This is a genomic window from Polynucleobacter brandtiae, from assembly GCF_002797575.1.
Lineage (GTDB): Bacteria > Pseudomonadota > Gammaproteobacteria > Burkholderiales > Burkholderiaceae > Polynucleobacter > Polynucleobacter brandtiae.
In genome coordinates this window covers 211,133-235,399 of the sequence record NZ_PGTX01000001.1, presented here as the reverse complement: position 1 = coordinate 235,399, position 24,267 = coordinate 211,133, and the positions used below count along the sequence as shown (strand labels likewise).

General features: G+C 44.9%; 27 protein-coding genes. 11 read left to right on the top strand and 16 right to left on the bottom strand.

Translation table 11 applies throughout. The annotated features are described in order from the left end of the window. Positions 1-77: 77 nt before the first annotated feature. Complete coding sequence (locus B0G85_RS01270; protein WP_100379135.1) at positions 78-629, bottom strand: phasin family protein; 552 nt, start codon at positions 627-629, stop codon at positions 78-80. Positions 630-849: 220 nt separating this feature from the next. Between B0G85_RS01270 and B0G85_RS01265 the strand changes: the two genes are divergently transcribed. Together B0G85_RS01265 and B0G85_RS01260 are read left to right on the top strand one after the other, a co-directional pair. Continuing rightward, entirely contained in the window at positions 850-1,737 is an 888-nt protein-coding gene (locus tag B0G85_RS01265) for a DMT family transporter (RefSeq protein ID WP_100378629.1), read from the top strand. Between the two features lie 109 nt (positions 1,738-1,846). Then, on the top strand, positions 1,847-2,887 hold the full coding sequence (locus B0G85_RS01260; protein ID WP_100378628.1) for a serine hydrolase: 1,041 nt from the start codon (positions 1,847-1,849) through the stop codon (positions 2,885-2,887). A gap of 2 nt (positions 2,888-2,889) precedes the next feature. Here B0G85_RS01260 and B0G85_RS01255 read toward each other — a convergent pair whose 3' ends face one another. From B0G85_RS01255 to B0G85_RS01195, 13 genes are all read right to left on the bottom strand, one after another. After that, entirely contained in the window at positions 2,890-3,702 is an 813-nt protein-coding gene (locus B0G85_RS01255) for an IclR family transcriptional regulator (RefSeq protein ID WP_100378627.1), read from the bottom strand. Between the two features lie 82 nt (positions 3,703-3,784). After that, positions 3,785-4,816, bottom strand: coding sequence for a quinone-dependent dihydroorotate dehydrogenase (locus tag B0G85_RS01250; protein ID WP_100378626.1), 1,032 nt, complete (start codon positions 4,814-4,816; stop codon positions 3,785-3,787). Between the two features lie 9 nt (positions 4,817-4,825). Then, positions 4,826-5,572, bottom strand: a complete 747-nt coding sequence (locus B0G85_RS01245) for an arginyltransferase (protein WP_100378625.1) — start codon at positions 5,570-5,572, stop codon at positions 4,826-4,828. Then, on the bottom strand, positions 5,569-6,306 hold the full coding sequence (aat, locus tag B0G85_RS01240; RefSeq protein ID WP_100378624.1) for a leucyl/phenylalanyl-tRNA--protein transferase: 738 nt from the start codon (positions 6,304-6,306) through the stop codon (positions 5,569-5,571). Before aat ends, B0G85_RS01245 begins: the two co-directional genes overlap by 4 nt. 8 nt (positions 6,307-6,314) lie before the next feature. Further along, on the bottom strand, positions 6,315-6,881 hold the full coding sequence (locus B0G85_RS01235) for an NUDIX hydrolase (RefSeq protein WP_100378623.1): 567 nt from the start codon (positions 6,879-6,881) through the stop codon (positions 6,315-6,317). A gap of 9 nt (positions 6,882-6,890) precedes the next feature. Continuing rightward, on the bottom strand, positions 6,891-8,732 hold the full coding sequence (locus tag B0G85_RS01230) for a bifunctional chorismate-binding protein/class IV aminotransferase (RefSeq protein ID WP_232725884.1): 1,842 nt from the start codon (positions 8,730-8,732) through the stop codon (positions 6,891-6,893). 27 nt (positions 8,733-8,759) lie between these two features. Further along, positions 8,760-9,335: a peptidylprolyl isomerase gene (locus tag B0G85_RS01225; RefSeq protein ID WP_100378622.1), complete on the bottom strand. Its 576-nt coding sequence runs from the start codon at positions 9,333-9,335 to the stop codon at positions 8,760-8,762. A 49-nt stretch (positions 9,336-9,384) separates the two neighbouring features. After that, positions 9,385-10,026 (bottom strand): 2-hydroxychromene-2-carboxylate isomerase, encoded by a 642-nt coding sequence (locus tag B0G85_RS01220; RefSeq protein ID WP_100378621.1) that lies wholly within the window; start codon positions 10,024-10,026, stop codon positions 9,385-9,387. Continuing rightward, complete coding sequence (locus tag B0G85_RS01215; protein WP_100378620.1) at positions 10,023-11,336, bottom strand: replication-associated recombination protein A; 1,314 nt, start codon at positions 11,334-11,336, stop codon at positions 10,023-10,025. The genes B0G85_RS01220 and B0G85_RS01215 overlap by 4 nt, the downstream gene beginning before the upstream one ends. A 51-nt stretch (positions 11,337-11,387) precedes the next feature. Further along, positions 11,388-11,867, bottom strand: coding sequence for a DUF3429 domain-containing protein (locus B0G85_RS01210; protein WP_100379133.1), 480 nt, complete (start codon positions 11,865-11,867; stop codon positions 11,388-11,390). Between the two features lie 54 nt (positions 11,868-11,921). Then, positions 11,922-12,779, bottom strand: a complete 858-nt coding sequence (locus B0G85_RS01205) for a 3-hydroxybutyryl-CoA dehydrogenase (protein ID WP_100378619.1) — start codon at positions 12,777-12,779, stop codon at positions 11,922-11,924. A 1-nt stretch (position 12,780) separates the two neighbouring features. Continuing rightward, positions 12,781-13,488, bottom strand: coding sequence for a glutathione binding-like protein (locus tag B0G85_RS01200; RefSeq protein WP_100379132.1), 708 nt, complete (start codon positions 13,486-13,488; stop codon positions 12,781-12,783). 50 nt (positions 13,489-13,538) lie between these two features. Further along, positions 13,539-14,741, bottom strand: coding sequence for a methionine aminotransferase (locus B0G85_RS01195; protein ID WP_100378618.1), 1,203 nt, complete (start codon positions 14,739-14,741; stop codon positions 13,539-13,541). A gap of 68 nt (positions 14,742-14,809) precedes the next feature. Between B0G85_RS01195 and yaaA the strand changes: the two genes are divergently transcribed. Both yaaA and B0G85_RS01185 read left to right on the top strand, forming a co-directional pair. Beyond that, complete coding sequence (yaaA, locus tag B0G85_RS01190) at positions 14,810-15,586, top strand: peroxide stress protein YaaA (protein ID WP_100378617.1); 777 nt, start codon at positions 14,810-14,812, stop codon at positions 15,584-15,586. A 9-nt stretch (positions 15,587-15,595) separates the two neighbouring features. Then, on the top strand, positions 15,596-16,807 hold the full coding sequence (locus B0G85_RS01185) for a DUF2863 family protein (RefSeq protein ID WP_100378616.1): 1,212 nt from the start codon (positions 15,596-15,598) through the stop codon (positions 16,805-16,807). A 104-nt stretch (positions 16,808-16,911) separates the two neighbouring features. On the opposite strand, the gene B0G85_RS01180 is transcribed toward B0G85_RS01185, so the two are convergent. Together B0G85_RS01180 and B0G85_RS01175 are read right to left on the bottom strand one after the other, a co-directional pair. Continuing rightward, positions 16,912-17,280 (bottom strand): hypothetical protein, encoded by a 369-nt coding sequence (locus B0G85_RS01180; RefSeq protein ID WP_100378615.1) that lies wholly within the window; start codon positions 17,278-17,280, stop codon positions 16,912-16,914. Positions 17,281-17,288: 8 nt separating this feature from the next. Continuing rightward, on the bottom strand, positions 17,289-18,278 hold the full coding sequence (locus B0G85_RS01175) for a malate dehydrogenase (protein WP_100378614.1): 990 nt from the start codon (positions 18,276-18,278) through the stop codon (positions 17,289-17,291). 152 nt (positions 18,279-18,430) lie between these two features. Between B0G85_RS01175 and B0G85_RS01170 the strand changes: the two genes are divergently transcribed. The 7 genes from B0G85_RS01170 (at position 18,431) to gltA (ending at position 24,266) form a co-directional block, all read left to right on the top strand. Then, the gene (locus B0G85_RS01170) at positions 18,431-19,168 is read left to right on the top strand and encodes a GntR family transcriptional regulator (protein ID WP_100378613.1); all 738 of its coding nucleotides are present in this window, start codon (positions 18,431-18,433) and stop codon (positions 19,166-19,168) included. A 142-nt stretch (positions 19,169-19,310) separates the two neighbouring features. Continuing rightward, complete coding sequence (gene sdhC, locus B0G85_RS01165) at positions 19,311-19,730, top strand: succinate dehydrogenase, cytochrome b556 subunit (RefSeq protein ID WP_100378612.1); 420 nt, start codon at positions 19,311-19,313, stop codon at positions 19,728-19,730. Positions 19,731-19,755: 25 nt separating this feature from the next. Next, positions 19,756-20,121 carry a succinate dehydrogenase, hydrophobic membrane anchor protein gene (gene sdhD / locus B0G85_RS01160; protein WP_100378611.1) on the top strand — a complete coding sequence of 122 codons (366 nt, stop codon included), beginning with the start codon at positions 19,756-19,758 and terminating at the stop codon, positions 20,119-20,121. A gap of 4 nt (positions 20,122-20,125) precedes the next feature. After that, positions 20,126-21,904 (top strand): succinate dehydrogenase flavoprotein subunit, encoded by a 1,779-nt coding sequence (gene sdhA, locus B0G85_RS01155; protein WP_100378610.1) that lies wholly within the window; start codon positions 20,126-20,128, stop codon positions 21,902-21,904. Positions 21,905-21,921: 17 nt separating this feature from the next. Beyond that, positions 21,922-22,626: a succinate dehydrogenase iron-sulfur subunit gene (locus B0G85_RS01150; RefSeq protein ID WP_100378609.1), complete on the top strand. Its 705-nt coding sequence runs from the start codon at positions 21,922-21,924 to the stop codon at positions 22,624-22,626. After that, a complete protein-coding gene (locus B0G85_RS01145; RefSeq protein ID WP_100378608.1) occupies positions 22,623-22,892 on the top strand; it encodes an FAD assembly factor SdhE in 270 nt (89 codons plus the stop codon). Before B0G85_RS01150 ends, B0G85_RS01145 begins: the two co-directional genes overlap by 4 nt. A 60-nt stretch (positions 22,893-22,952) precedes the next feature. After that, on the top strand, positions 22,953-24,266 hold the full coding sequence (gene gltA, locus B0G85_RS01140) for a citrate synthase (protein ID WP_100378607.1): 1,314 nt from the start codon (positions 22,953-22,955) through the stop codon (positions 24,264-24,266). The last annotated feature ends 1 nt before the right edge of the window (position 24,267 follow it).

The following is a 24,267-nucleotide window of genomic DNA, read 5'->3' as shown; positions in this document are numbered from 1 at the left end:
TGCTGCTCAGTAGTAATAAATAAAAGCCCAGTGATATGGGCTTTTATTTTTAGTGGCAACTAGGGCAGCTAACTCTTTTATTTCTTTGAACCCTTTGTAGCAGTTTTTACTATATCCATCGCAGAGTCAGTTGCGGTATTTAAATTACCCTTAGTTAGCTGAACGGCTTGTTTGATCGCTTTTTGACTAGTTTCAAAAGCGGTATTAGCAGAAGCAATGGCCTGCTTCATAACCTTGACAGCAGCATCAGATCCTGTCGGTGCATTTTTAGTCCAATCTTCGACCAAAGAATTGATTTTTTGTTGCCCGGCTTGCAATTCTTTTTCAGCAGATTTTGTAAAGGTTTCTTGAGTGTCATGCGCTAGCTCGTATAGGTGTCTACTGTACGCCATGATTTTTTCAGCCATCGGTTGAACAGCTTCTGCTTGATGGGCGAGTAACTGCTGAATATCTTTTACCTCCAATGCTTTCTTCGCACTCGTCATGCTATCACCCAAGCTTTGTTTTGCAATTTGCATATTGAGCTCTACTAATTTTTCGATGCTCTGCAGTGCTTGCTTCGTGAGGCCGGTCAAGGTTTCTAAATTGGCCTTTTGAGCTGCAGCCATTTGTTCTGGTGTTAGATTCATCTCAATCGCTTTCTGGTGGATTTCCGGCATATCTTCATAAGACTTCTCCCTAATACTACCGATAAACTAATAAATTGCGCTACCAATGTATTGCTGCTTAGCAATAAAAAGTTGCAATTGGGCTAAATACCGAGCTTAGCGACTGAATAAGCCTAAAATTAGCAACACAACCAATATTGGTAATTCAAGATTAATTTCCCTTCCATTTAATGAATACCTTATGCATTTGAAGCTGGACAATCTCATTGCTCCATTTTTTGTCCTGATCTGGAGCACTGGTTTTATCATTGCTCGCTTGGCAATGCCCTATGTGGAGCCGGCAACCTTTTTGTTTTGGCGTTTTATTGGGGTCTTAATAGCGATGGCTTGCCTCAGTCTCATCTGGCGGATTAGCTGGCCGAGTCGCTCGCAAATCAGGCATATCGCCGTAGCAGGGGCATTACTTCAGTTTGGCTATCTACTGGGTGTTTGGTTTGCAGTTCGCCTTGGAATGACTGCTGGTCTGGTAGCGATTATCGTAGGTCTTCAGCCAATTCTAACGGCCTGGTTTGCTGCCTGGATTTCTGAGAAGGTCACTAGTAGGCAATGGATTGGCTTAGCCTTTGGGTTTACTGGTGTCGCACTAGTAGTGGCCGAAAAAATTGGCTTTGCTCATATTCCTGTAACAAGTTACGTGCTTGCTTTTGCAGCTTTACTTTCCATTACCTTTGGCACCTTATATCAAAAGAAGTTTTGCCCTGTTTTTGATCTCAGGGCGGGCTCATCTATTCAATTTAGCATTTCTGCCGTGCTATGTTTTTTCTGTATGTATTTTTTCGAATCTGGCGTCATGATCTGGAATGCGCCGGTAGTGGGCGCATTACTTTGGGCTGTCTTTCCCTTATCCATTGGATCGATCAGTCTGTTGTTTATGATGATCCGAAAGGGGGCGGCTACCAAGGTCACAAGTCTGCTGTATCTGACGCCTCCAACAACGGCAGTGATGGCATGGCTGCTATTTGATGAGCCTTTTACTTTGCTAATGGTTGCTGGGTTAGCACTCACCATGTTTGGCGTGATATTGGTCAATGCCCGCCAAACAAACGCCGTGGTAACCATTGCTGAATAGTAGGCTCATATAAATCAGGCTATCCCCGCTTTTCATTGCTAATAAGTACTTTGCATTGAAAAAGTTAACTATCATTGGGGATGTTGAAATTTTGGGAAGGCATTTTGGGATGAGTTTGAATCGTTTTTGGGCTTTTGGATTGATTGCCGTACTCACCTTTGTGACCTTAAATCCAATTTCAGTGGTAGCCGCCAATCCAACGGCGCAAAATTCAAAACCAAGCAAGCCTGCTGCAAAATCTGCTGGCAAACCGGATTCCAAACAAGCGGCAAAATCATCCAAGAAGCAAAAGCGTGTTCGTGTCACGGTTACGCGCAGTACCGAACCCCTTGTTGCTGCCAGACCGTCCTTTGCAACTGCTCTGGGTTTACGGGGACAGCATGACGATCTCAGTCTGAAGTCTAGTGTTGCAATGGTAGTCAATCAAGACACTAAAGAAGTATATTTTGAGAAGAACCCCTCTGTCAGCTTGCCAATTGCCTCGATCACCAAGTTGATGACGGCAATGGTTTTATTAGACTCTAAAATGCCGCTTGACGAAACTATTGTGATCAACGCTGAAGATGTTCACATTTATCATGGCTCTCGGCTTGCTGGCGGTACCGTGCTGACTAGAGAAGAGGCCTTGTTACTGGCATTGATGTCCTCTGAGAACCGCGCGGCCTATACGCTTGCTAGAAACTACCCTGGGGGAGTTCCTGCATTCGTTGATGCCATGAATCGCAAAGCTAAAGAGCTGGGGATGACTCGCTCCCATTTTTCTGATCCCACTGGTTTATTAAGTGAGAACGTAGCATCTGCAGAAGACCTTACCCGGATGTTGGGCGCCGCGTACCAGTATAAAATGATTCGCGAATTTTCAACCTGGCCTGATCTAACGATGATTATTGCTAATCGCCCGCAGAAATTTTTAAATACAAATCGATTAGTACGTGCAGGTGATATGAATATCGGACTTCAAAAGACGGGATTCATTAACGCAGCTGGGCGGTGTTTAGTGATGCAGGCTAGAGTAAACAATACGCCCCTATTACTTGTTTTCTTAGACTCAGTTGGAACGCAATCTCGCTTTGCAGATGCCGTTCGTATTAAAGAATGGTATGAGCGAATGCCTGCCGGTGAACCACAGTCAATTCGTAGGTTAATGTAGGTTTAGGCGATAGCGGGCTTCGGTATGTAGCCCATGCCTTTGGAGATTTGTATTGCTGTATCTTGTAGCTGACGTAGCCATTCGGATTGAATGCGATCAGTGGGTGAACTAAGGGAGAGGCCCGCTACTAACTTGCCACTATCGTCAAAAATTTCAGCAGCTATACAGCTAACGCCTAGTTCGAGCTCTTCATTATCGCGTGCATGACCATCTTTTTTGACATGATTGAGCTCTATATCTAATTTTGATAGGTCCGTAATGCTGTTTTTGGTGTGACCTGACAGTCCAGTGCGCGTGACATAGGCGCGTACCTGAGATGCATCATCGCTCGCTAAAAATAATTTACCAACTGAGGTGAGGTGTAGCGGGGCTCTTCCGCCGATGGCACGAACCACTTGCATACCGGAGCGTTCACTATAAGCGCGATCAATATAGACAATCTCATCTCCCTGCCGGACCGATAGATTAATTGTTTCACCGGTTAACTTGTGTAGTGCTCTCATTGGTGCTTGTGCCGCCTCTCGCACAGAGAGCCTTGCTTTAACTAAGTTTCCTAACTCTAGTAGCTTGAGGCCAAGTCGATAGGTACCGCCATCGCCGCGCTCAACCAATCTGCAGGCCACTAGGTCATTTAGGATGCGGTGCGCCGTAGATGGGTGTAGTTGGGTTTCTTCAGCAAGATTTTTAAGGCCAGTAGATTCTTCGTGGACAGCAAGGGCGTCAAGCAAATTCATCATGCGCTCAATTACCTGGATGGCTGTTTTGCCCGCCTCACTAGTTGTTTTGGATACTTTTGCCACTTTAGATAAAGTCATACCTTAAATTGTAGCGATTTTTCTATAAATTGCACAATATGAAATCATCAAGCTATGTTGCTTGAGTCAGGAGGGCGATTAATTAGGCTTTTAACGCCTTCGCACAATCTGAAATGAGCCTCGGACCGCGGTATATCAGGCCGCTGTAAATTTGAACCAAGCTTGCTCCTGCGGACATCTTTTCTTTAGCATCGGCCCCAGATAAGATGCCACCCACACCAATAATCGGAATTTCCCCATCTAGCCTTGTTTTCAGTGTCTTGATTACTTTGGTAGATGGTAGACGAACAGGTGCACCGGAGAGCCCTCCGGCCTCTTGCGCGAAAATAAGTCCTCTGACAGCATCTCTGGCAATAGTTGTGTTGGTGGCAATAATGGCGTCAATACCAAACTCCAATAAGAGGTCGGCAATGAAATCGATATCTTTAGGCGCTAAATCCGGTGCAATTTTGAGGAACAAGGGTTTGCGAACCCCGTGCTGATCACACAGTTTTTCTCTGGCAATATCTAGTGAGCTCAACAAAGTGCGCAACATTTCTTCGCCTTGTAAGGCTCGCAGATTTTGGGTGTTAGGAGAGGAAATATTGACGGTAATGTAGGCGGCAGTTTTATAGACCGATTTCATCGCTGCGACATAATCATCTGCGGCATTTTCAATAGGGGTGCTGGCATTCTTGCCAATATTTAATCCTACAATGCCACCGTTTTGCCAATAAGCAGAATTTCTGACCCGCTCTACGCAGGCATCAACACCATCATTGTTAAAACCCATGCGGTTAATAATTGCTTGCGCTTGCGGCAGTCTAAACATACGGGGCTTCGGATTGCCTGGCTGGGGCTGAGGTGTGACTGTGCCAATTTCTAAAAAACCAAAGCCCAGCGCACCGAGTGCATCAATATGCTTCCCATCTTTATCCAGGCCAGCAGCCAAACCAACAGGGTTAGGAAAGGTAATTCCACACACTATGCGGGGGTCAGGTGCTGGTTGCTGAGTGAATAAATTCAACATACCCCAACGGTGCGCCTGATCTAGGGCGCTCATCGACAGGTCATGAGCACGCTCAGGATCTAGGGAAAATAGTAGAGGGCGTAGGAGTGGGTAGCTATCGATCATAATTCGATATTATGGCCCAATGATGGATTGCCATTGATCCTCAATCAAACCCTCTAGTGGTTGAAACTTGGCTTTATAAGCCATTTTTTCACTATCTTGAATGTAGTAGCCTAGGTATAAGTAGGGAAGCGCCAGCTCTATAGCCCGCTCAATTTGCCACAAAATACTGTAACTGCCATAACTAGTGGAAGAATCGCTAGTATCAAAGAAGGTATAAACCGATGAAATTCCTTGCTCAAGGATATCAATCATGCTGACCATGCGTAGTTGCCCTGGGTTCGCATCATTCGGCCCATCACGGAATTCAACAAGGCGAGAATTTACGCGACTTTGTAATAAAAATTGTTGGTACTGCTCTTGGTTATCCGGATTGCTTTCTTGGCTGGGATGACGGTCTTTTTGATACTGCTGGTAAAGGGCAAAGTGCTCCTCTTGGTAGCTTAAATTGAGAATACGGGCAATTAAGCCAGCGTGCTTTTTCTTTGATCTTTTTTGGCTGCGATTAGGTATAAATTGCTTGGCTAAAATACGAGTAGCCGTGCACGCATTGCATTCATCGCAGTAAGGTCTGTAGGTATACAGTCCGCTGCGACGAAAGCCTAGATTGACTAATTCACCATAAAGATCTGCATGAATTACGTGCGAAGGCGTTGCTACCTGTGAGCGTGCAGTTTTTCCAGGCAAGTAGCTGCAGGGATAGGGTGCTGTTGCATAAAATTGCAAAGCAGTTAGCGGTAGTTCTTTTACGCGAGTCATAGCCAGTGCTGCAGAATTGCTTTGTTAAAGTTCCAAGGAATATCAATATTAGATTGCTTTAAGGCTTTTTGCAGATAGACTAAAAATTGTTCTCTAGCAATTGGCGCCGCACCTAATGAGCGCAGATGGGCGGTCTCTTGCTGGCAATCAATTAGCTCTACCTGATGCTGATTACACCAGGCACAAAGCGCTGCCAATGCAATTTTGGATGCATCACTATGATGGCTAAACATAGACTCTCCAAAAACCATGCCACCAAAAGAGACGCAATAGAGACCGCCAATAAGACTGCCATGCTCCACAACCGAAATGCTATGAGCATAACCCTGTTCATAGAGTTGGGTATACGAATCCATAATTTCATGGGTTATCCAGGTGCCATCCTGATCCTTGCGCTTAGTCATTGCGCATGAACGGAGTACTGCGCCAAAATTATCGTCAATCACAATTGACTTATTTTGATCTTGTATAAATTGCTTAATTGCTTTTTTTAATGACTGATGACATTTAAAATTTTTGGGCTTAAGCACCATGCGTGGGTTGGGTGACCACCATAACACCGGTTGATTATCCGAATACCAGGGAAAAATACCGAGTTGATATGCCTTCGCTAGTTGTCCTGGATAGATGCGTTCACTTACAGCAATGAGGCCAGGAACGCTTGGATCTGGATCTTGGCAAATAAGTGGATTAGGAAAGTGATCTTGCGCGCCTAACCAGGTGACATTACTCATTGAGCTAATTACGCTTTAATTTTTTCTGATGACAGAATATCTCGGCTACGGACACTGACTTGTTGTGACTTCTTAAAGATCCCGGCGGCACGATCAGCAAAAAACCACTCAAGAGTTTGCTTGATCGTAGGAAATGCTAGTTCATGCCATGGAATTTCATGCTCATAAAAAAGAGCAACTTCTAGGCTTTCATCGCCAGCTTCAAATTCAGACGTTGCCATACTAGCCAAATAAAAGAGATGTACTTGCTCAGCATGAGGTACGTTCAGAAGAGCATATAGTGGCCCAATAGCAGCCTTCACACCGGCCTCTTCTAAAGTCTCTCTTGCGGCCCCTGCTGCAGTGCTTTCACCTAACTCCATAAATCCAGCAGGTAGCGTCCAAAAGCCATGCCTAGGCTCTATTGCTCTTCTACATAAGAGTATCTGATCGCCATAGACGGGAATGGTGCCCACTACATTACGTGGGTTTTGATAATGAACTATTCCACAGGATTCACAAACATGGCGCTCACGCGAGTCGCCTGCTGGGATTTTTGCTGTAATGGGTGCTGCACACTGGGAACAAAACTTCATGCAGGCCTTCTAAAAATGGGCGGGAATAAAACCCCGTAAGGAATTCGTAAGCATAATCCGTTTAGCCTGCATTACGTCTTCAATAGTAATGTTGGCCTCATGGGCATGCCATTGTGGGTCACTTAGCATGGTAAAGCGCATTACACCTGGCAATAAACCGGCACTTAAAGGCGGGGTAATCCATTCATTACTGTCGCCTGGTTGGATAAAAAGGTTTGTCCGGCCACCCTCGGTGACAAATCCATTTTCATTAGTGAAAAGGGCATCAAACCCCCCTGAATTTTCTGCCGAACGCCAAGCCTCATCGTAGGCAGGACGATTCGCTACTTTATGCCTGAGTAAAGGATTGCCTGAAAATACGATGGATTGTGTGGGGTCTTTCAGTATGTCTACGGCCCAAAATAGCTTGACTGAATTTTCAAGTGTCTGTATTTTTTCTGTGCGACATTCAATCATTCCAGTCGTTGCTAGATCCAATCTGAGTCTATATTGCCATTGCACATGACAGTTTAAGCATGCTTCTGCAACCGCTTTTTCAGCTTCTTGCCACTGGAATGAAAGACCTAGAGCAAATGCAGATCGGCTTAAGCGATCAAGGTGAGCCGATAAAAATTGCGGTATCGATGCTTTAACTAAGATCGTTTCGAATAACGACACCTCGCTGGGAAGCTTGCTTAGAAAAGCAGATTTAATGCGGCATTCCTCCCACTCTTCTTTCGCGTCGGAATCTATGGTGATACCCGCACCAATGCCTAAGATTAACGATGAAGCATGCGTTTTCTGATCATGGTTTATTTCTACTGTGCGAATAGGGACGCTAAACGCAAAGTCTCCGCTAGGATCTAGCCAACCCAAGGCGCCGCAATAATAGCCACGATCTTCAGTTTCTAATTCTTGAATGATCTCCATGCTGCGCTTTTTAGGGGCGCCAGTAATCGAGCCACAAGGAAATACGGCAGACAGTACATCCTTTAAATGGAGGCCAGGTCTTGCTTGCGCTTGAATGGTTGAAGTCATCTGCAATACGTCACCGTATCTCGCGACTTCAAATAATTGGGGCACAACGACAGAACCAGGTAAGGCAATTTGACTCAAGTCATTTCTGAGGAGATCCACAATCATCACGTTTTCAGCTTGATTCTTTCTATCCTCAGCAAGTTTTTTTGGTGAATCGGTCAGCGCATCTGCTGTACCTTTCATTGGCATCGCTTTAAATGTAGCGCCTTCGCGCTGAATAAATAACTCAGGTGATTGCGATAAGAGGTATTGATTTTCATTGGCAATATAAGCGCCAAATCTTCCAGGCTGTCGATCACGCAGTCTCGCATACAGCGCTAATGGATCGCCGTAGCATTGGCCCGTTATTCGATAAGTATGATTAATTTGATAAACATCACCATTGCGAATGTATTCCTGAATAGCCGCAATGTCCGCATTAAATCGACTTTCATCAATGGATAGTTGAATATTTTCTATGCCAGAGACACGTGATTGAGCATTCAGTTTTGCTAGTTCATCCCTCACCAGCTCATCTACAGCTGGTTTTGATAGGGCTTTAAAGTTCCTAAAGGACCAAGCCTGAATCAGCGGATGGTTTTCAGGGTGATCTTGTCTTAAGCTGCGTGAATTTATTTTCTGAAGAAGCACGCCTAGTTCATAAGCAAAAGCCGCTACGACATATTGACCTTGATCGAGTGATTCCTGTATTTCTTGAAGGCAAGTATTCACCGCTAAAAAACTATCCTCGTAATTTGAGCTTAAAAGTACTGTCCAGTATCGATCAGCTTCTTGATAAAGTCGGCTAGATGGATTTGCCGCAGTACTTTGGGCGTCATCCAATAGGATCATCATGGAAGTCAAGATACTTGAGTATTGAGCTTATTTTAGAACAGTCGCCGATTCAATCAAAACTGTCTTGCTAGGCACATCACTCATACGGCCCATCTTGGGAGTTGATGCAAGCATTGTTGGTATTTTGCGAATAGCATCAATCGTTTGAGTGCCGGAAATGACATTGCCAAAAACGGTGTAGCCATTGCCCATCGCATTTGGATAATTCAGAGCTTCATTATCTTTGACGTTGATAAAAAACTGCGCAGTTGCAGAGTCAGGATCAGAAGTACGCGCCATGGCAATAGTGTAGCTTTGATTTTTTAAGCCATTTTGCGCCTCTGATGCAACTGGTGCATCGGTTGATTTTTGAACTAAATCAGGCGTAAACCCACCACCTTGGATCATGAAGCCATCAATAACACGATGAAAAATCGTCCCGTTATAAAAGCCCTTGTTGACATAATTTAGAAAGTTAGCAGAGGTCTTTGGCGCCTTAATTGAATCAAGTTCAACAACGAAATTACCTGCAGTTGTTTTAAATTCCACTTTGGGCCCTGCATAGGTAAGCGCACTGACTAATAGGCTTGAGATAAAAAGTATCGTGGTAACTAGATTACGCATTTGAAGATCCTTATGGTTCGATAAAGTGTGAATAAGTGCATTGTATTGCTCAAAGGCCGCTAGGGATGTTGCAAACGCTTTGGTAAGCCGGTTCCTGAAACATATTTGGGCGATTTAAATACTCTAGCGCCCAATCAATCGTATCTAATCCCCAAAAACAATGCCCATTGAAAGACAGTGCGGGAACACCAAATGCGCCAATGCACCTTGCCTGTTCGGTATTCGCCATCAGTTGCGCTTTAATTTGAGGGCTATCTGGTTTTGGGGTCGAGCAGTCTACCCCGAGATATTGACAAAACTCTGGCCAAGTAAGATTCGGATCTTTGCCTTGAACCCAGACATATTCAAATGCTTTTTCAACCATTTGCCAGTTTGCCCCCAGCTGGGTTAGCAGTCTTTGTGCTGAAACCGTTTGAAATGGGTGATGCTTTGGAAAATGGAGTGGTATACCCAATTTTTCAGCGAGCCAAACACAGTGTTGATAAGTATGCGGACGTTTTGCCGCTACTTCACCAGGGCCTCGATTATCGGTTGCCCTTAGCAGGCCACCTAGCAAAATAGGAATGGGCTCTATTTCGAGTTGCTCATCTAATCGATGGCGTTGATGAATATAAAGGTATGTGTAAGGAGAAATGATGTCGTAATAGAAGACTGCTTTAGTTCTTTTATTTTCGTCTTTAGTGGGCATCATTTTTTTTGAGACTCCAAATCTAACTTTCGTAAATACGCCATTTTCTCTGAAATTTGAGCTTCCAAGCCTCGATTAACGGGCTCGTACCAACGAGGCTCTACCATTCCCTCTGGTAGGTAGGATTCTCCCGCTGCATAGGCTTGCGGCTCATCATGGGCATAGCGATACTCTTTTCCATGCCCCAATTCCTGCATCAGCTTAGTGGGTGCATTTCGCAGGTGATGAGGAACTGCCTTGCTTTGATCATTTCTTACGTAGTCGCGTGCCGCGCTAAAGGCTTTATAACTAGCATTACTCTTTGCGGCAATAGCCAAATAGACAACTGCCTGCCCCAATGCTAACTCTCCCTCGGGTGAGCCTAAGCGTTCAAAAGTTTGGGCTGCGTCATTGGCTAGTTGCATTGCCCTGGGGTCGGCTAAACCAATATCTTCCCAGGCCATGCGTATGATTCTTCTAGCGAGGTAGCGTGGATCAGCGCCACCATCAAGCATTCGGCAGAACCAATATAACGCTGCGTCTGGATGGGAGCCACGAACAGACTTATGTAGCGCAGAAATTTGGTCATAAAATTGATCGCCACCTTTATCAAATCGTCGCGCTTGAGTACTCAAGGCATTCTCAATAAACGTTTGATCAATTTCCTGAATTTCAGAACTTGGTGTTGTTATGGCATTTCGGACTTGCTCTACCAAGTTGAGTAGGCGACGTGCATCCCCATCAGCATTGTGGATGAGGGTATCAATGGCTGCACTTTCAAATACCGTAGTGGGCATTAAAAAATTGTGTGCCCGATCAAATAATTGCTTTAGTTCATCAGTGTCAAGTGATTTCAGGACATACACTTGAGCTCGCGAGAGCAGGGCAGAGTTCACCTCAAATGAGGGATTCTCAGTTGTGGCACCAATAAAGGTAAAAAGGCCTGATTCAACATGGGGAAGTAAGGCATCTTGCTGACTTTTATTAAAGCGATGTATTTCATCAACAAATAAGATTGTTTGTTTGCCGTACTGAGAAAAGTTTTGCTGGGCTAGTTCAATCGATTCGCGAATTTCTTTTACGCCAGCAAGCACTGCAGAGATAGCAATAAATTCTCGATTAAATGCGTGGGCTGACAGCCTGGCTAAAGTGGTTTTACCCACACCTGGGGGCCCCCATAAAATCATCGAATGGGGTTTACCAGATACGAAGGCAAGATTTAATGGTTTTCCTGCAGCCAACAAATGTGTTTGGCCGATTACTTCTTCAATCCGTTTGGGGCGCAATACTTCAGCTAATGGCGGTGGGGGTGCTTGGTCAAATAAATTTGCCATCTGTTTTTTCAAAGCCCTAGTGTTAGCGTTAGATTTGACGTCAGCATAAAATTAGTTTTGAATAAATAGAATGACAATAGAAGCCCATACCAAGCAACCAGCAGCAACGATGGTTAAGTGGTTTCGTAAGGTAATAAAGGCATCTAAAGCTTCAGCATTGTCAAAGTAATATCGATAGGTATTCGTGTCGATGTTGCGTTGAATAATCAGTGTGGAGGCCAATATGACCAGGGCGACCGGGATATAAATATGTAATGCTAACCAGGCAACGAGGGCTGGTGTTATGCCCCATATCCAGGCATTTCGATCTATCCATCGGTCGCCGACGGGAGGTTTGCCTAAATTGTGTAAATTAGCGCCCCAATGTAAAGCACCCATAAATGCAGTAATGACTGCCCCATATCCAGCAAGCGATTCAGCACCGAGATAATTGAGGGGAGTTGGCCCAAGTTGCACTGTCAGAGCTAGTGCTACAAAGGGAGTAAGGCCTGCATAGGCTAAGCGTCGAACTAAAGGGGGCAACGGATTCACAAAATTTCTTTTTAATATTGGCATGATTAACAAAAACAATAAATACAGCTAGTCCTAGAGAGTCTCGTATTGAAATACGCCACGACCAGTCTTTCGGCCTAGGTAGCCGGCGTCAACCATTTCGCGCAGTAGAGGGCAAGGGCGATATTTAGAGTCGCTAAAGTTTTCAAAATATACTTCCATTACCGCCAGGCAGGTGTCTAAACCAATTAAATCAGCCAGCGCTAAGGGGCCAATGGGTTGATTACAGCCCAACTTCATGCCTGCATCAATATCTTCTGGGCTTGCCAGGCCTTCATGAAGTACAAAGAAGGCCTCATTGATCATTGGCAGCAAAATGCGGTTCACTACAAAACCTGGCGAGTTTTTGACGGTAATAGGCTCTTTGCCAATATGTTTAGCCATCTCAATAATGGCTGCATGGGTAGCGTCACTGGTTTGTAAGCCCCGAATCACTTCCACTAAGGCCATCATCGGAGGCGGATTAAAAAAGTGCATACCGATAAAGCGCTCTGGATGTGAATCTAGGGCTGCAAGCTTGGTAATAGATAGCGAGGAAGTATTGGTCGCAATAATGGTTTCTGGAGCTACAAGCGCATCTATCTGTTTCAATATTTGCTCTTTAATCGCTTGGTTTTCAGTCGCCGCTTCAATCACTAGTTGCAAACCCTTGAGATCGCTGTACGAGGTGCTGGTTTTTATTTGCTTTAAGGCTAGATCCTTGGCTTGAATTGATAAAGTTTCTTTTTTAACGAGTCGATCAAGGCTTTTATGAATCTGCGCCATACCGCGCTCTAAGGCGGCATCATTGATATCTACCATCGTCACATTTAGTCCGGCTAATGCGCAGACTTGTGCGATGCCATTCCCCATGGTTCCAGCACCAACTACACCAACGGATTGAATCTTCATGCTATTTCCTTTTTTGATACTGGGTTGATCCAAACAATTGCTCTCTAGCCTTTGCGTCGTGCAAAGGTTTACGTAGGGCCGTTAATACTTCGACCCCGCGTTTTACTGCAGGGCGTTCGCTAATCATCTCAAACCAACGCTTAAAGTGTGGATAGTCATTTATATCGATACCTTGATTCTTCCAATTGCGGGTCCATGGAAAGATGGCAATATCCGCAATTGAGTAAGTTTTCCCGGTGATATAGGGGTGATCTTTTAATTGATGATCAATGACGCTATAGAGGCGTTTGGCTTCGTTAGTGTAGCGGTTGATTGCGTATTCAATTTTTTCAGGGGCATACAGCCTAAAGTGATGATTCTGACCCAGCATCGGACCTAAGCCCCCCATTTGAAACATGAGCCATTGCAGCACTTCATATTTTGCACGCGTACTTTTTGGCAAAAACTTCCCAGTTTTAGAGGCCAGATATAACAAAATAGCGCCTGATTCAAAAATTTGTATTGGCTTACCATCAGGGCCAACAGGGTCGCTTATTGCGGGGATTTTATTATTAGGGCTGATCTTAAGAAACTCAGCATTAAATTGGTCTCCTGCGCCAATGTCAATCGGATGGGCAAGCCAATCTTTGCCTAACTTGTAGCCACATTCCTCAAGCATGATGTGTACCTTATGGCCATTCGGGGTTGGCCAGCTATAAACATCAATGATGTTATTTGCAAGTTTAGTAATCGCCATAATAAAGAGTCCTTTGTAGGTGGCTATAAAGTTTGAAGACGTTGCAGGGCATTGCTAGGCGTTTGCTCTTGTTTAGCAAAACAAAAACGGATCACGCCTGATTCTATTGGCTTGTCATAAAAAGTAGAGACAGGAATGGCAGCGACACCTACAATTTTGGTTAACCAAGTACAAAAATCGAACTCCGATAATGTAGATTGCGGTATCTCAAGACCCGTGTAATCAACGCATTGAAAGTAGGTTCCAGGGGCGGGAAGTAATTTAAATTTAGTTTTTTTCAATCCCGCTTGAAAATACGCTCGCTTGGTTTGATAAAAGGCGGCGAGCTCCAAGTAGTGACTTGCTTCTTTTAGATAGCTCGATATTCCGTACTGCATGGGGGTATTCACTGTAAAAACATTGAATTGATGAATCTTGCGAAACTCTCTCATCATGTTGGCGGGCGCTGCAACATAACCTACTTTCCAGCCTGTCACGTGATATGTTTTACCAAAGCTAGAAATTAAAAAGCTGCGTGATGCAAGCGCTGGATGTCGGGCAACCGATTGATGGCATAGTCCGTCGTAAACCATATGCTCATATACCTCATCACTCAACACCAAGGCGTTGGTATTTTGTAATAGTTGGGCCAAGCGATCTAGGTCGTCTGCTTGCCACACCATGCCGGTAGGATTGTGCGGCGTATTGATGATGATCAACCTTGTTTTGGTGCTAATGGCACTAGCAATTGCTTCCCAGGGAATTGCATAGGAGTCAACTTGATTATGTTGATCTCGATTCGTAATTAAGGAGACGGCTATTGTTGTACCTCCGGCCAAATCAATCGACGGACGATAGCTGTCGTAGGCCGGCTCAATGATGATGACTTCATCGCCAGGACTGACGCACGACAAAATTGCAGTCATGATTCCCTGTGTTCCCCCGGCAGTAATGGTAATTTCGGAATCGGGGTCATAGTGATGACCATAGAGCGTGGAAATTTTGTCCGAGATGCCGTGGCGTAATTCAGATATGCCGATCATCGGGGGATATTGATTGCGATCGGACATCATCGCCGTATTTACCTCTGAGATCAGGTCACGATCGCAGGGGAAGTCAGGAAATCCTTGGCCAAGATTGATCGCTTGGTGTTGACCTGCTAGTTCGGACATGACTGTAAATACTGTAGTCCCTACCTTTGGTAGGCGACTTGGAAAGGGGGGTGTCGGAAGAGTACTTTGATCCATGTCAGCGCTTTAGGGCAGTCAAGTTTAGGAATCGCTAGAATGGAAGGAATACATATTGAAATTGTGCCATGCTGATAGTGCTTTCACCTGCTAAATCCTTAGATTACAAGACGCCCGTCAAGGTCAAGTCCCCAACCTTGCCTGAGTTTGCCTCGGAGTCGGCCAAATTGATTGCTGATTTGAAGCAACTTTCGCCTCAAGCAGTCGCTCAATTGATGGATCTGTCCGATGCCTTAGCGGCGCTTAATGTAGGTCGGTACCGTGACTGGTCTAAAAAAAGCACAGAGGAAAACAGTAAACCGGCCATTTATGCCTTTAATGGGGATGTTTATGATGGTTTTGATGTTAATACCTTAGGTGCTAAGGCTATTAACTTCGCTCAAGGCCACCTGCGCATTTTGTCAGGTTTATATGGTGTTTTGAGGCCTTTAGATCTGATGCAGGCTTACCGCTTAGAGATGGGCACTTCATTTAGCAATAGCAGGGGTAAGGATTTGTATGCTTTCTGGGGGGATAGGGTGACCGATTCTCTGAAAAAAATCTTAGAAACGCAAAAGAACCCCGTTCTCCTGAATTTAGCTTCTGAAGAGTACTTTAAAGTGGTCCAGCCCAAGAGCTTGAATTGCCCGGTAATTTCACCGGTTTTCCAAGACCAAAAGGATGGTAAGTTTAAGATTATCTCTTTTTATGCCAAGCGTGCCCGGGGCTTGATGGCTCGTTATGTAGTAGAAAATGGCCTTACTGATCCTGCCGATTTGCAGCACTTTAACGTGGATGGCTACCAGTATTTCGCAGCTGATTCTCGCCCTGATAAACCCCTCTTTAGACGTCTTGAAAAAAAGTAATTTATTCCTATGGCTGTTCACCGCACTAAATCTTCTCAACGCGCATCTCCAGATGTAGAGCGCTTAGTCGCTGATGCTATTTCTTTAGCCGCATCAGGTAGTCAAATAGAGGATCGCTTTTGGGAGGCTCGTTTGGATGTACGTTTGATGCGTCTTCTAAAGAGTCAAAATCAAAATGTGATTGATGCGGCCTTAGATCAAACCTTCAGAATTAATACGCTGGCATTTGAGGTGCTAGCAGACTGCGCAGAAACTCTGGCGGAGTCCTTGGTGCTGGAACATGAAGGTGAGCCCTGGGATGTATTGCTCTTGGCCTTGCCTATTATTGCGCACACTCGTTATCAAATCCCTTCGGGCGCTTTGTCCACTAGTGCAGTGGAATCAACGGCGGCAGCGGTGCATCAAGCCATTGCTTCAGCTGATACGCGCCTCGCGATTATTCCCTGGCTTTACAGTATTGACCAAATGCCCCATTCACATTGCCAGACCCGCTTGTTGACCGAGGCGCTCGCTACCGCAGCAATTACTGCAAGTGAAATTAAATTAGAGTTACGAGAGATGTCAGAGACTATCGCGGTATTGGCTGACCCTCGTTTTATTATTGCGGCGATTGCCGCTCCATCTGGAACCCCACTTTTTCGTTGGCAAGCAGAACCTCCAATTCGACAGGAGCGGGGTGTGAGTTTGACGGGGTGGCAAAACGCGATGCGTGATCCAGTTTCGGCGCTTTTGCCAGGGTGTGAGTTTGAACTCTTATTGCCAGAAGCGTACTTTACAAATTGCCGCTTGGCTGACAAACAAGTCAGGCCATTAAGCATGAAGGCTGCGGTTAATTTTTTAGAGAGCACCCTTGGCGTTTTACCTGCAGGTTTATCTTGTGTTGTGGGTGCTTTTGGCGAAGATCAGGCAGATGAATACCGAATTTCTTTTAGTGTAAAAGGTTCTGCTGAAGTCGTTTATGGAGTCATCTGGCCTCTTTATGATCGTGAGAGCGTAAGCAACGATGCACTCAATGATTTATCAGATGATGATTGCCCGATGAAGCGCATTACTGATGCACTGCGCGATGCTGGGGTGGAAGATGTGTTCCGGCATGCCATGCTCTTTGATCCAGAGCTCTGTGACGATTGCGGTGCGCCTTTATTTCCGGATCGATCTGGTGAGGCAGTGCATGCTGAATTGCCAGATGATGCACCAACACAGCAGCCCTTATTCCATTAAAAGATGAGCAACGCAACATTCAGTTATTAAATGATTTGTAGCAAAGAAAAAAGCCGAGAATTACTCGGCTTTTTTATACTAAAACTACAGCTTAAATCTATTGACTAGTTCTGTACAAATGGTTCCGCGCCGGCAAACAAGTGAGGCAGTTTGCCTGTTTTCATTTCAGCTGTTTGGCAAAAATCAGCCATGCGGGTTCCAGATTTGATATTAAAAAGCATTGCCTTATTGCCCAGAACAACTAAATCATGTCCAGTAGCAGCATTTTTATATCGCAAGCTTCCGGGCAATGAAGTTTCTCGTTTTAGGTCAAATGTTTTAGATTCCCAAGTCAGGCGAATGAGTTCAGTTGTCCCTGTAGTTTTAAACTGCTTATTGTCACTGCAGGTCCAAGCTGATACTTCCTCGCTGGCATAAGCCAGGTTTGAAAGAGTCACTAACGCTAGGCTGGTGATTACAAGAAATTGCTTCATATTAGACCTTAAGAAAGTAAGTGTTTGACGCCGGCTTGCTCTTCAAGTAATTCATTCAGAGTGTGGTCCATGCGTTCACGAGAAAAGGCATCGATCTCTAAGCCTTCAACCATTTTGTATTCACCATTCTCACAAATTACCGGGAAGCCATAAATCACTTCGGCTGGGATGCCATATTCACCTTTTGATGGAATGCCCATAGTGACCCATTTACCGTTTGTACCCAAGACCCAGTCATGCATATGATCGATTGCAGCATTGGCTGCAGAGGCTGCAGATGAAAGGCCGCGCGCATCAATGATTGCCGCGCCACGCTTACCTACAGTAGGAATAAAGGTGTCTTTATTCCAATCTGCATCATTAATTAATTCCTTTACAGATTGCCCATTAATCGTGGCAAAACGGTAGTCGGGGTACATCGTTGGACTATGGTTGCCCCACACGATTAACTTTTCAATTTCAGCAACAGGCTTATTTAGCTTGTTAGCTAGTTGTGAAAGTGCGCGATTGTGGTCAAGTCGCAACATTGCTGTGAAATTCTTTGCAGGAATATCCGGGGCTGATTTCATGGCTATGTAAGCATTGGTATTGGCAGGATTGCCCACTACTAGAACTTTGACGGTACGTTTGGCTACTGCGTTAAGCGCCTTACCTTGAGCCGTGAAAATTTGTGCATTAGCAGACAGTAGGTCTTTACGTTCCATCCCAGGGCCGCGAGGACGTGCGCCTACTAAAAGTGCAACATCAATGTCTTTGAAGGCCGTCATTGGATCTGAGTGCGCGGTCATACCCGCAAGCAGAGGGAAGGCACAGTCTTCTAGCTCCATCATGACGCCACCTAGGGCTTTTTGAGCCTTCTCATCAGGTATTTCTAGTAACTGCAGGATGACTGGCTGATCTTTGCCTAACAAATCGCCATTAGCGATGCGAAAAAGTAGGGAATATCCGATTTGACCGGCTGCACCGGTAACGGCGACACGCATTGGGGCTTTTGGCATTGCTAATAACTCCAGTTAAGGTTAATGATTCAATTTTTTCTATTATCCATTCAAGTGTAGGTAGTTTCCATTTACACTGTCAATCATGTCTTATATAAGATATAAAATAAGATTAAGCAATTTTATCTAATACCAGCAGTCCTGGAGTTAATTTGTCACTTATAACTGAACCTGTTGCCTCATTCAGTCCGCTCTACGAGCAGATTAAGGCTCTGCTGTTAGCGAGTCTGCAGTCTTCTGAGTGGTTGCCAGGAGCGCCTATTCCAAGTGAAATGGAGCTGGCGGCTCGATATGCTGTTAGCCAGGGGACTGTGCGCAAAGCAATTGATGAGCTATCCGCCCAGAATCTCTTAGTACGACGTCAGGGTAAAGGCACTTTTGTTGCAACCCATCAGGAGGAGGGTGGTCAGTACCGCTTCCTCAGCCTGGAACCTGACTCTGGCCAACCTTTTCACCTCAAAAATCAATTCCTGGCTTGCAAAACCCTTCAATCGGATGCTTATATTGCGGATCTACTGGAAATTAATGGCGGCGATCTCATTATTCAAATTGAGCGTGTGCAATGTATCTCTGGAAGACCGACTGTTTTTGAGGAAATTTGGCTTCCTGAGGAGCTCTTTCGCGGATTGAGTCTTGAATCTCTCAATGCATGGTCGGATCCCGTTTACGCTCTTTATGAGGCTAAGTACTCCACGCACATGGTCCGCGCTGAAGAAAAAATCAAGGCAGTCTTGGCTGATGCAGCGATTTCTATCCATCTGCAACTTCCAGTTGGATCCCCCTTGTTATCCGTGGAGCGGGTCGCCTTTACTTATGGTGATAAGCCGGTGGAAATTCGAAGGGCTCGTTATGACACTTCTGAGCAGCACTACGGCAATAAATTAAACTAAGGATTACACTGTAAATATGTTTTAAACATGCTTTAACCCCCTTGAATCGCCAAATTACCCTTATTTATAAAATATTTACAATAGAATATGCTGCAACACAACAAATTATCCTCAAACTGCCTTCTAAATATCGAGATTGCCCATGGTTGATGCACAGCAAGACGTTAAAAAAGCCAAACCCGTTTATCGGAATATCGGCTTAGCCCAACTAATAAAATATCGCCTGCCTTGGGCTGGAAAAGTTTCCATTCTTCACCGTATTAGTGGGGCTGCTCTGTTTTTGATGTTGCCATTCATCTTGTATCTTTTTGATCAAAGCCTTGCTTCTGAGATGAGTTACGAAAAGTTTCAGATGCTCACAGGTCATATTGTGGTGAAGTTGATTTCGCTTGGTTTGATTTGGGCCTTCTTGCACCATTTTTGCGCAGGCATACGTTATCTTTTGCTAGACCTGGACATCGGTGTTGAGAAAGTGGACGCTAATCGTTCCGCCATTATTGTATTTTGCTTGGGCCTTTTATTGACCGCATTGGTCGGCCTTAAATTATTCGACCTGTACTAAACACTGCTTCGTTAAGGAAATCTAAATGCCTATTTATCAAATCGGACCAAAGCGCCTGGTAGTTGGGGCCCATTACGGCCTCAAAGAATGGATTATTCAGCGTATTACTGCGGTCGTGATGGTGGTTTTTACTATTGTTTTACTGGTGGACTATTGCATCACTGGTAGTGCAACTTACGAGGGGTGGGCCGGTTTATTTGCCAATCAATTTATGAAGTTGTTGACCTTACTGGCTTTTATTAGTTTGTTCTATCACGCTTGGATTGGTATCCGAGATATTTGGATGGACTACATCAAGCCATTGAGTGTTCGATTAACGCTGCAAGCTTTAACCATGTTGTATCTGTTGGCTTGTGCAGCCTATGCCATTCAAATTTTGTGGAAAGTGTAATTCGATGACTGCGATTAAAAAAGTATTGCCACGCCGTCGTTTCGACGCGGTGATTATTGGTGCGGGTGGTTCAGGTATGCGCGCTTCCCTGCAGTTAGCAGAAGCCGGTCTGAATGTTGCTGTTTTGACTAAAGTATTTCCAACGCGCTCACATACGGTGGCAGCTCAAGGTGGTATCGGTGCTGCCTTAGGAAATATGAGTGAAGATAATTGGCACTATCACTTTTATGACACGATTAAGGGCTCTGACTGGTTGGGCGACCAGGATGTGATTGAGTTCATGTGTCGTGAAGCCCCTAAGGTGGTTTACGAGCTTGAGCATTATGGAATGCCTTTTGACCGCAATCCAGACGGCACTATTTATCAGCGCCCATTTGGTGGACATACGGCGAACTATGGTGAAAAAGCTGTGCAGCGCGCTTGTGCTGCAGCTGACCGTACAGGTCATGCCATGTTGCATACCCTCTATCAACGTAACGTACGCGCTAAAACCAACTTTTTTGTTGAGTGGCTCGCACTTGACCTGATTCGTGATGACGCCGGTGATGTAGTTGGTGTGACTGCTTTAGAGATGGAGACAGGCGAGATTTATATCTTAGAGGCAAAGGTAGTGATGTTAGCTACTGGTGGTGCCGGCCGTATTTGGGATGCTTCAACTAATGCCTTTATTAATACTGGTGATGGTATGGGCTTGGCAGCACGAGCAGATATTCCATTAGAGGATATGGAGTTTTGGCAATTTCACCCAACGGGCGTTGCTGGGGCAGGCGTACTGTTAACGGAAGGCTGTCGTGGTGAAGGCGCCATCTTGCGCAATAAAGACGGCGAGCGCTTCATGGAGCGCTACGCTCCAACTTATAAAGATTTAGCACCTCGCGATTTCATCTCACGGTGCATGGATCAAGAGATTAAAGAAGGGCGCGGTTGCGGTCCAAATGGGGACTACGTTGTATTGGATTTGACTCATATCGGCGCAGAAACCATCATGAAGCGACTGCCATCTGTATATGAGATTGGCATCAATTTTGCTAACGTCGATGTGACCAAAGAACCTATTCCTGTTGTGCCAACCATTCACTATCAGATGGGCGGTATACCAACGAACATTAATGGACAAGTAGTCGTGCCCGGTAATGGCAAGCATAATGAAATCGTCAATGGTTTATATGCGATCGGCGAGTGTTCTTGTGTTTCTGTTCATGGCGCAAACCGTCTTGGAACCAATTCTCTGCTCGACCTACTTGTGTTTGGTCGTGCAGCAGGCAAGCATATCGTTGCCCTAGATCTGAAGAATCAAGACTTCAAGCCATTACCTGAAAATGCTGGCGAGAAAACGCTTGAGCGAGTAGCGCAGTTGGATAACTCCACCTCTGGTGAGTATGCGCAAGACGTTGCTAACGACATTCGTAAGACGATGCAGAAATATGCTGGGGTCTTCCGTAATCAAGAGTTGATGGATGAAGGCGTTCGCCAAATGGCGAAGCTCACTGAGCGTGCTAAGCATCTGTGGTTAAAAGACAAATCGTCTATCTTCAATACGGCGCGTATTGAGGCGCTAGAGGTTGCTAATTTAATAGAGACTGCTAATGCAACGATGATTTCTGCGGCTGCCCGTAAAGAGAGTCGTGGCGCCCATTCTCATGACGATCATCAGGAGCGCGATGATGCGCATTGGATGAAACATACGCTTTGGTATAGCCAAGGCAATCGCCTTGACTACAAGCCAGTAGTGCTCAAGCCGTTGACCGTTGAGTCCTTCCCACCCAAAGAACGTACTTTCTAAGCGAAGAGAAATATAAAATGAGTGATATTCGTATATTTGAAATTTACCGCTACGATCCAGACGTCGACGCGGCTCCACGCATGGTGCGTTATGAGCTAGAGCTGACTGGTGAGCGCATGTTATTGGATGCCTTGATCTCTCTGAAGAAGCAAGATGAATCCATCACCTATCGCCGCTCATGCCGCGAGGGTGTTTGTGGCTCTGATGCCATGAATATCAATGGTAAGAATGGCCTAGCTTGCTTGACCAATATGTTGACTTTGCCTAAAGTCATCACCTTACGTCCTTTACCTGGCTTGCCAGTAGTGCGTGATTTGATTGTCGACATGACTCTGTTTTTTAAGCAATATTTATCCATCAAGCCTTATTTGGTGAACGATAATCCTGCACCAGAAAAAGAGCGTCTCCAAAGTCCCGAAGAGCGCGAAGAGTTAAATGGTTTGTATGAGTGCATCTTGTGCGCTTCCTGCTCTACCTCATGCCCTTCATTTTGGTGGAATCCAGACAAGTTTGTAGGTCCAGCTGGTCTACTCCAGGCCTATCGTTTTATTGCGGATAGTCGCGATGAGGATACTGCCCAGCGTCTAGATAACTTAGAGGACCCCTATCGTTTATTCCGCTGCCATACGATTATGAATTGCGTGGATGTTTGCCCTAAGCACCTGAATCCAACAAAAGCTATTGGGAAAATCAAAGAACTGATGGTGCGAAGAGCGGTATGAACCTGACAACTGCAGCGTTATATCGCTTGAAAAGTGATGCCCGCCGGGGATTGCTTGAGAATGATTTAATCTTGCAGCGCTTTTTTACTCGATATACTAATTCATTAGACGTGGAAACTGGTGCTGTTTTAACTAAGCTTTTCGCTCTTGAGGATAACGATCTAATGGATTTATTGATTGGCCGTAAAGATTCCGTAGAGTCACTAGCTACAGACTCCCAAACAGACATTTTTAAAACGGTACTGCAGCAACTGCGTGAGAAATAATTGCGTCAAAAAGTGTGTTAATTACTATTAATTGTTAATTTGAGTGACCAAGGATTAGAAATGATTGAATCGGATATCAAGGCAAAATTGTCGTTTTCAGATGGTACGCCTGACATTGAGTTGCCAATTTATAAAGGCACGGTCGGCCCAGACGTCATCGATATTCGTAAACTCTACGGTCAAACTGGTAAGTTCACTTATGACTCTGGCTTTCTATCGACTGCTTCATGCAATAGTAAGATTACTTACATTGATGGAGACAAGGGTGAGCTGCTGTACCGCGGTTACCCCATTGAAGATTTAGCTCACAACTGTGATTTTTTAGAAGTCTGCTTTTTGCTAATTAATGGCGATTTGCCAAACGCAAAACAGAAAAAAGATTTTGAAGAAATGGTCATGCACCACACAATGGTTCATGAGCAGATGCAATTCTTTTTGCGTGGATTCCGTAGAGATGCACATCCAATGTCGGTTTTAACCGGATTGGTTGGTGCCATGGCAGCCTTCTATCATGATGCGATCGACTACAGTCAGCCAAAAGCACGCGAAATTGCGCAGATTCGCTTAATCGCCAAGATGCCAACTTTAGTCGCGATGTCCTATAAGTATTCTGTTGGACAGCCATTTATTTATCCAGATAATTCACTGTCTTACACTGCAAACTTCATGCGCATGATGTTTGCGACGCCTTGCGAAGACTACAAAATTAATCCGGTGCTAGTGCGTGCTTTGGATCGTATTTTTATATTGCATGCAGATCATGAGCAAAATGCCTCCACTTCAACAGTGCGTTTATGCGGCTCTTCTGGTACAAATCCATTTGCAGCGATCTCTGCAGGTATTGCTTGCTTATGGGGCCCTGCACACGGCGGCGCTAATGAAGCTTGCTTAGAAATGTTGAATGAAATTCAGGCTAATGGTGGTGTTGACAAGATTGGTGAGTTTATCGCCCAAGTCAAGGATAAGAATTCAAGTGTTCGTTTAATGGGCTTTGGCCACCGTGTTTACAAAAACTTTGATCCTCGTGCAAAGTTAATGCGTGAAACTTGCCACGAAGTGCTCAAAGAAATGGGGCTTGAAAATGATCCATTATTTAAGTTGGCTATGACCCTAGAGAAAATTGCCTTAGAGGATGAGTATTTTGTTAGCCGTAAACTCTATCCGAACGTAGATTTCTACTCTGGAATTGTTCAGCGTGCGCTAGGTGTTCCTACCGAAATGTTTACTTGTATCTTTGCTTTGGCGAGAACAGTTGGCTGGATTGCGCAGTGGGAGGAAATGATTACAGATTCCGAGTACAAGATTGGTCGTCCGCGCCAGCTCTATGTTGGAGAAACTTCACGAAAAGTACCTGCAATTACTGCACGTCAATAGT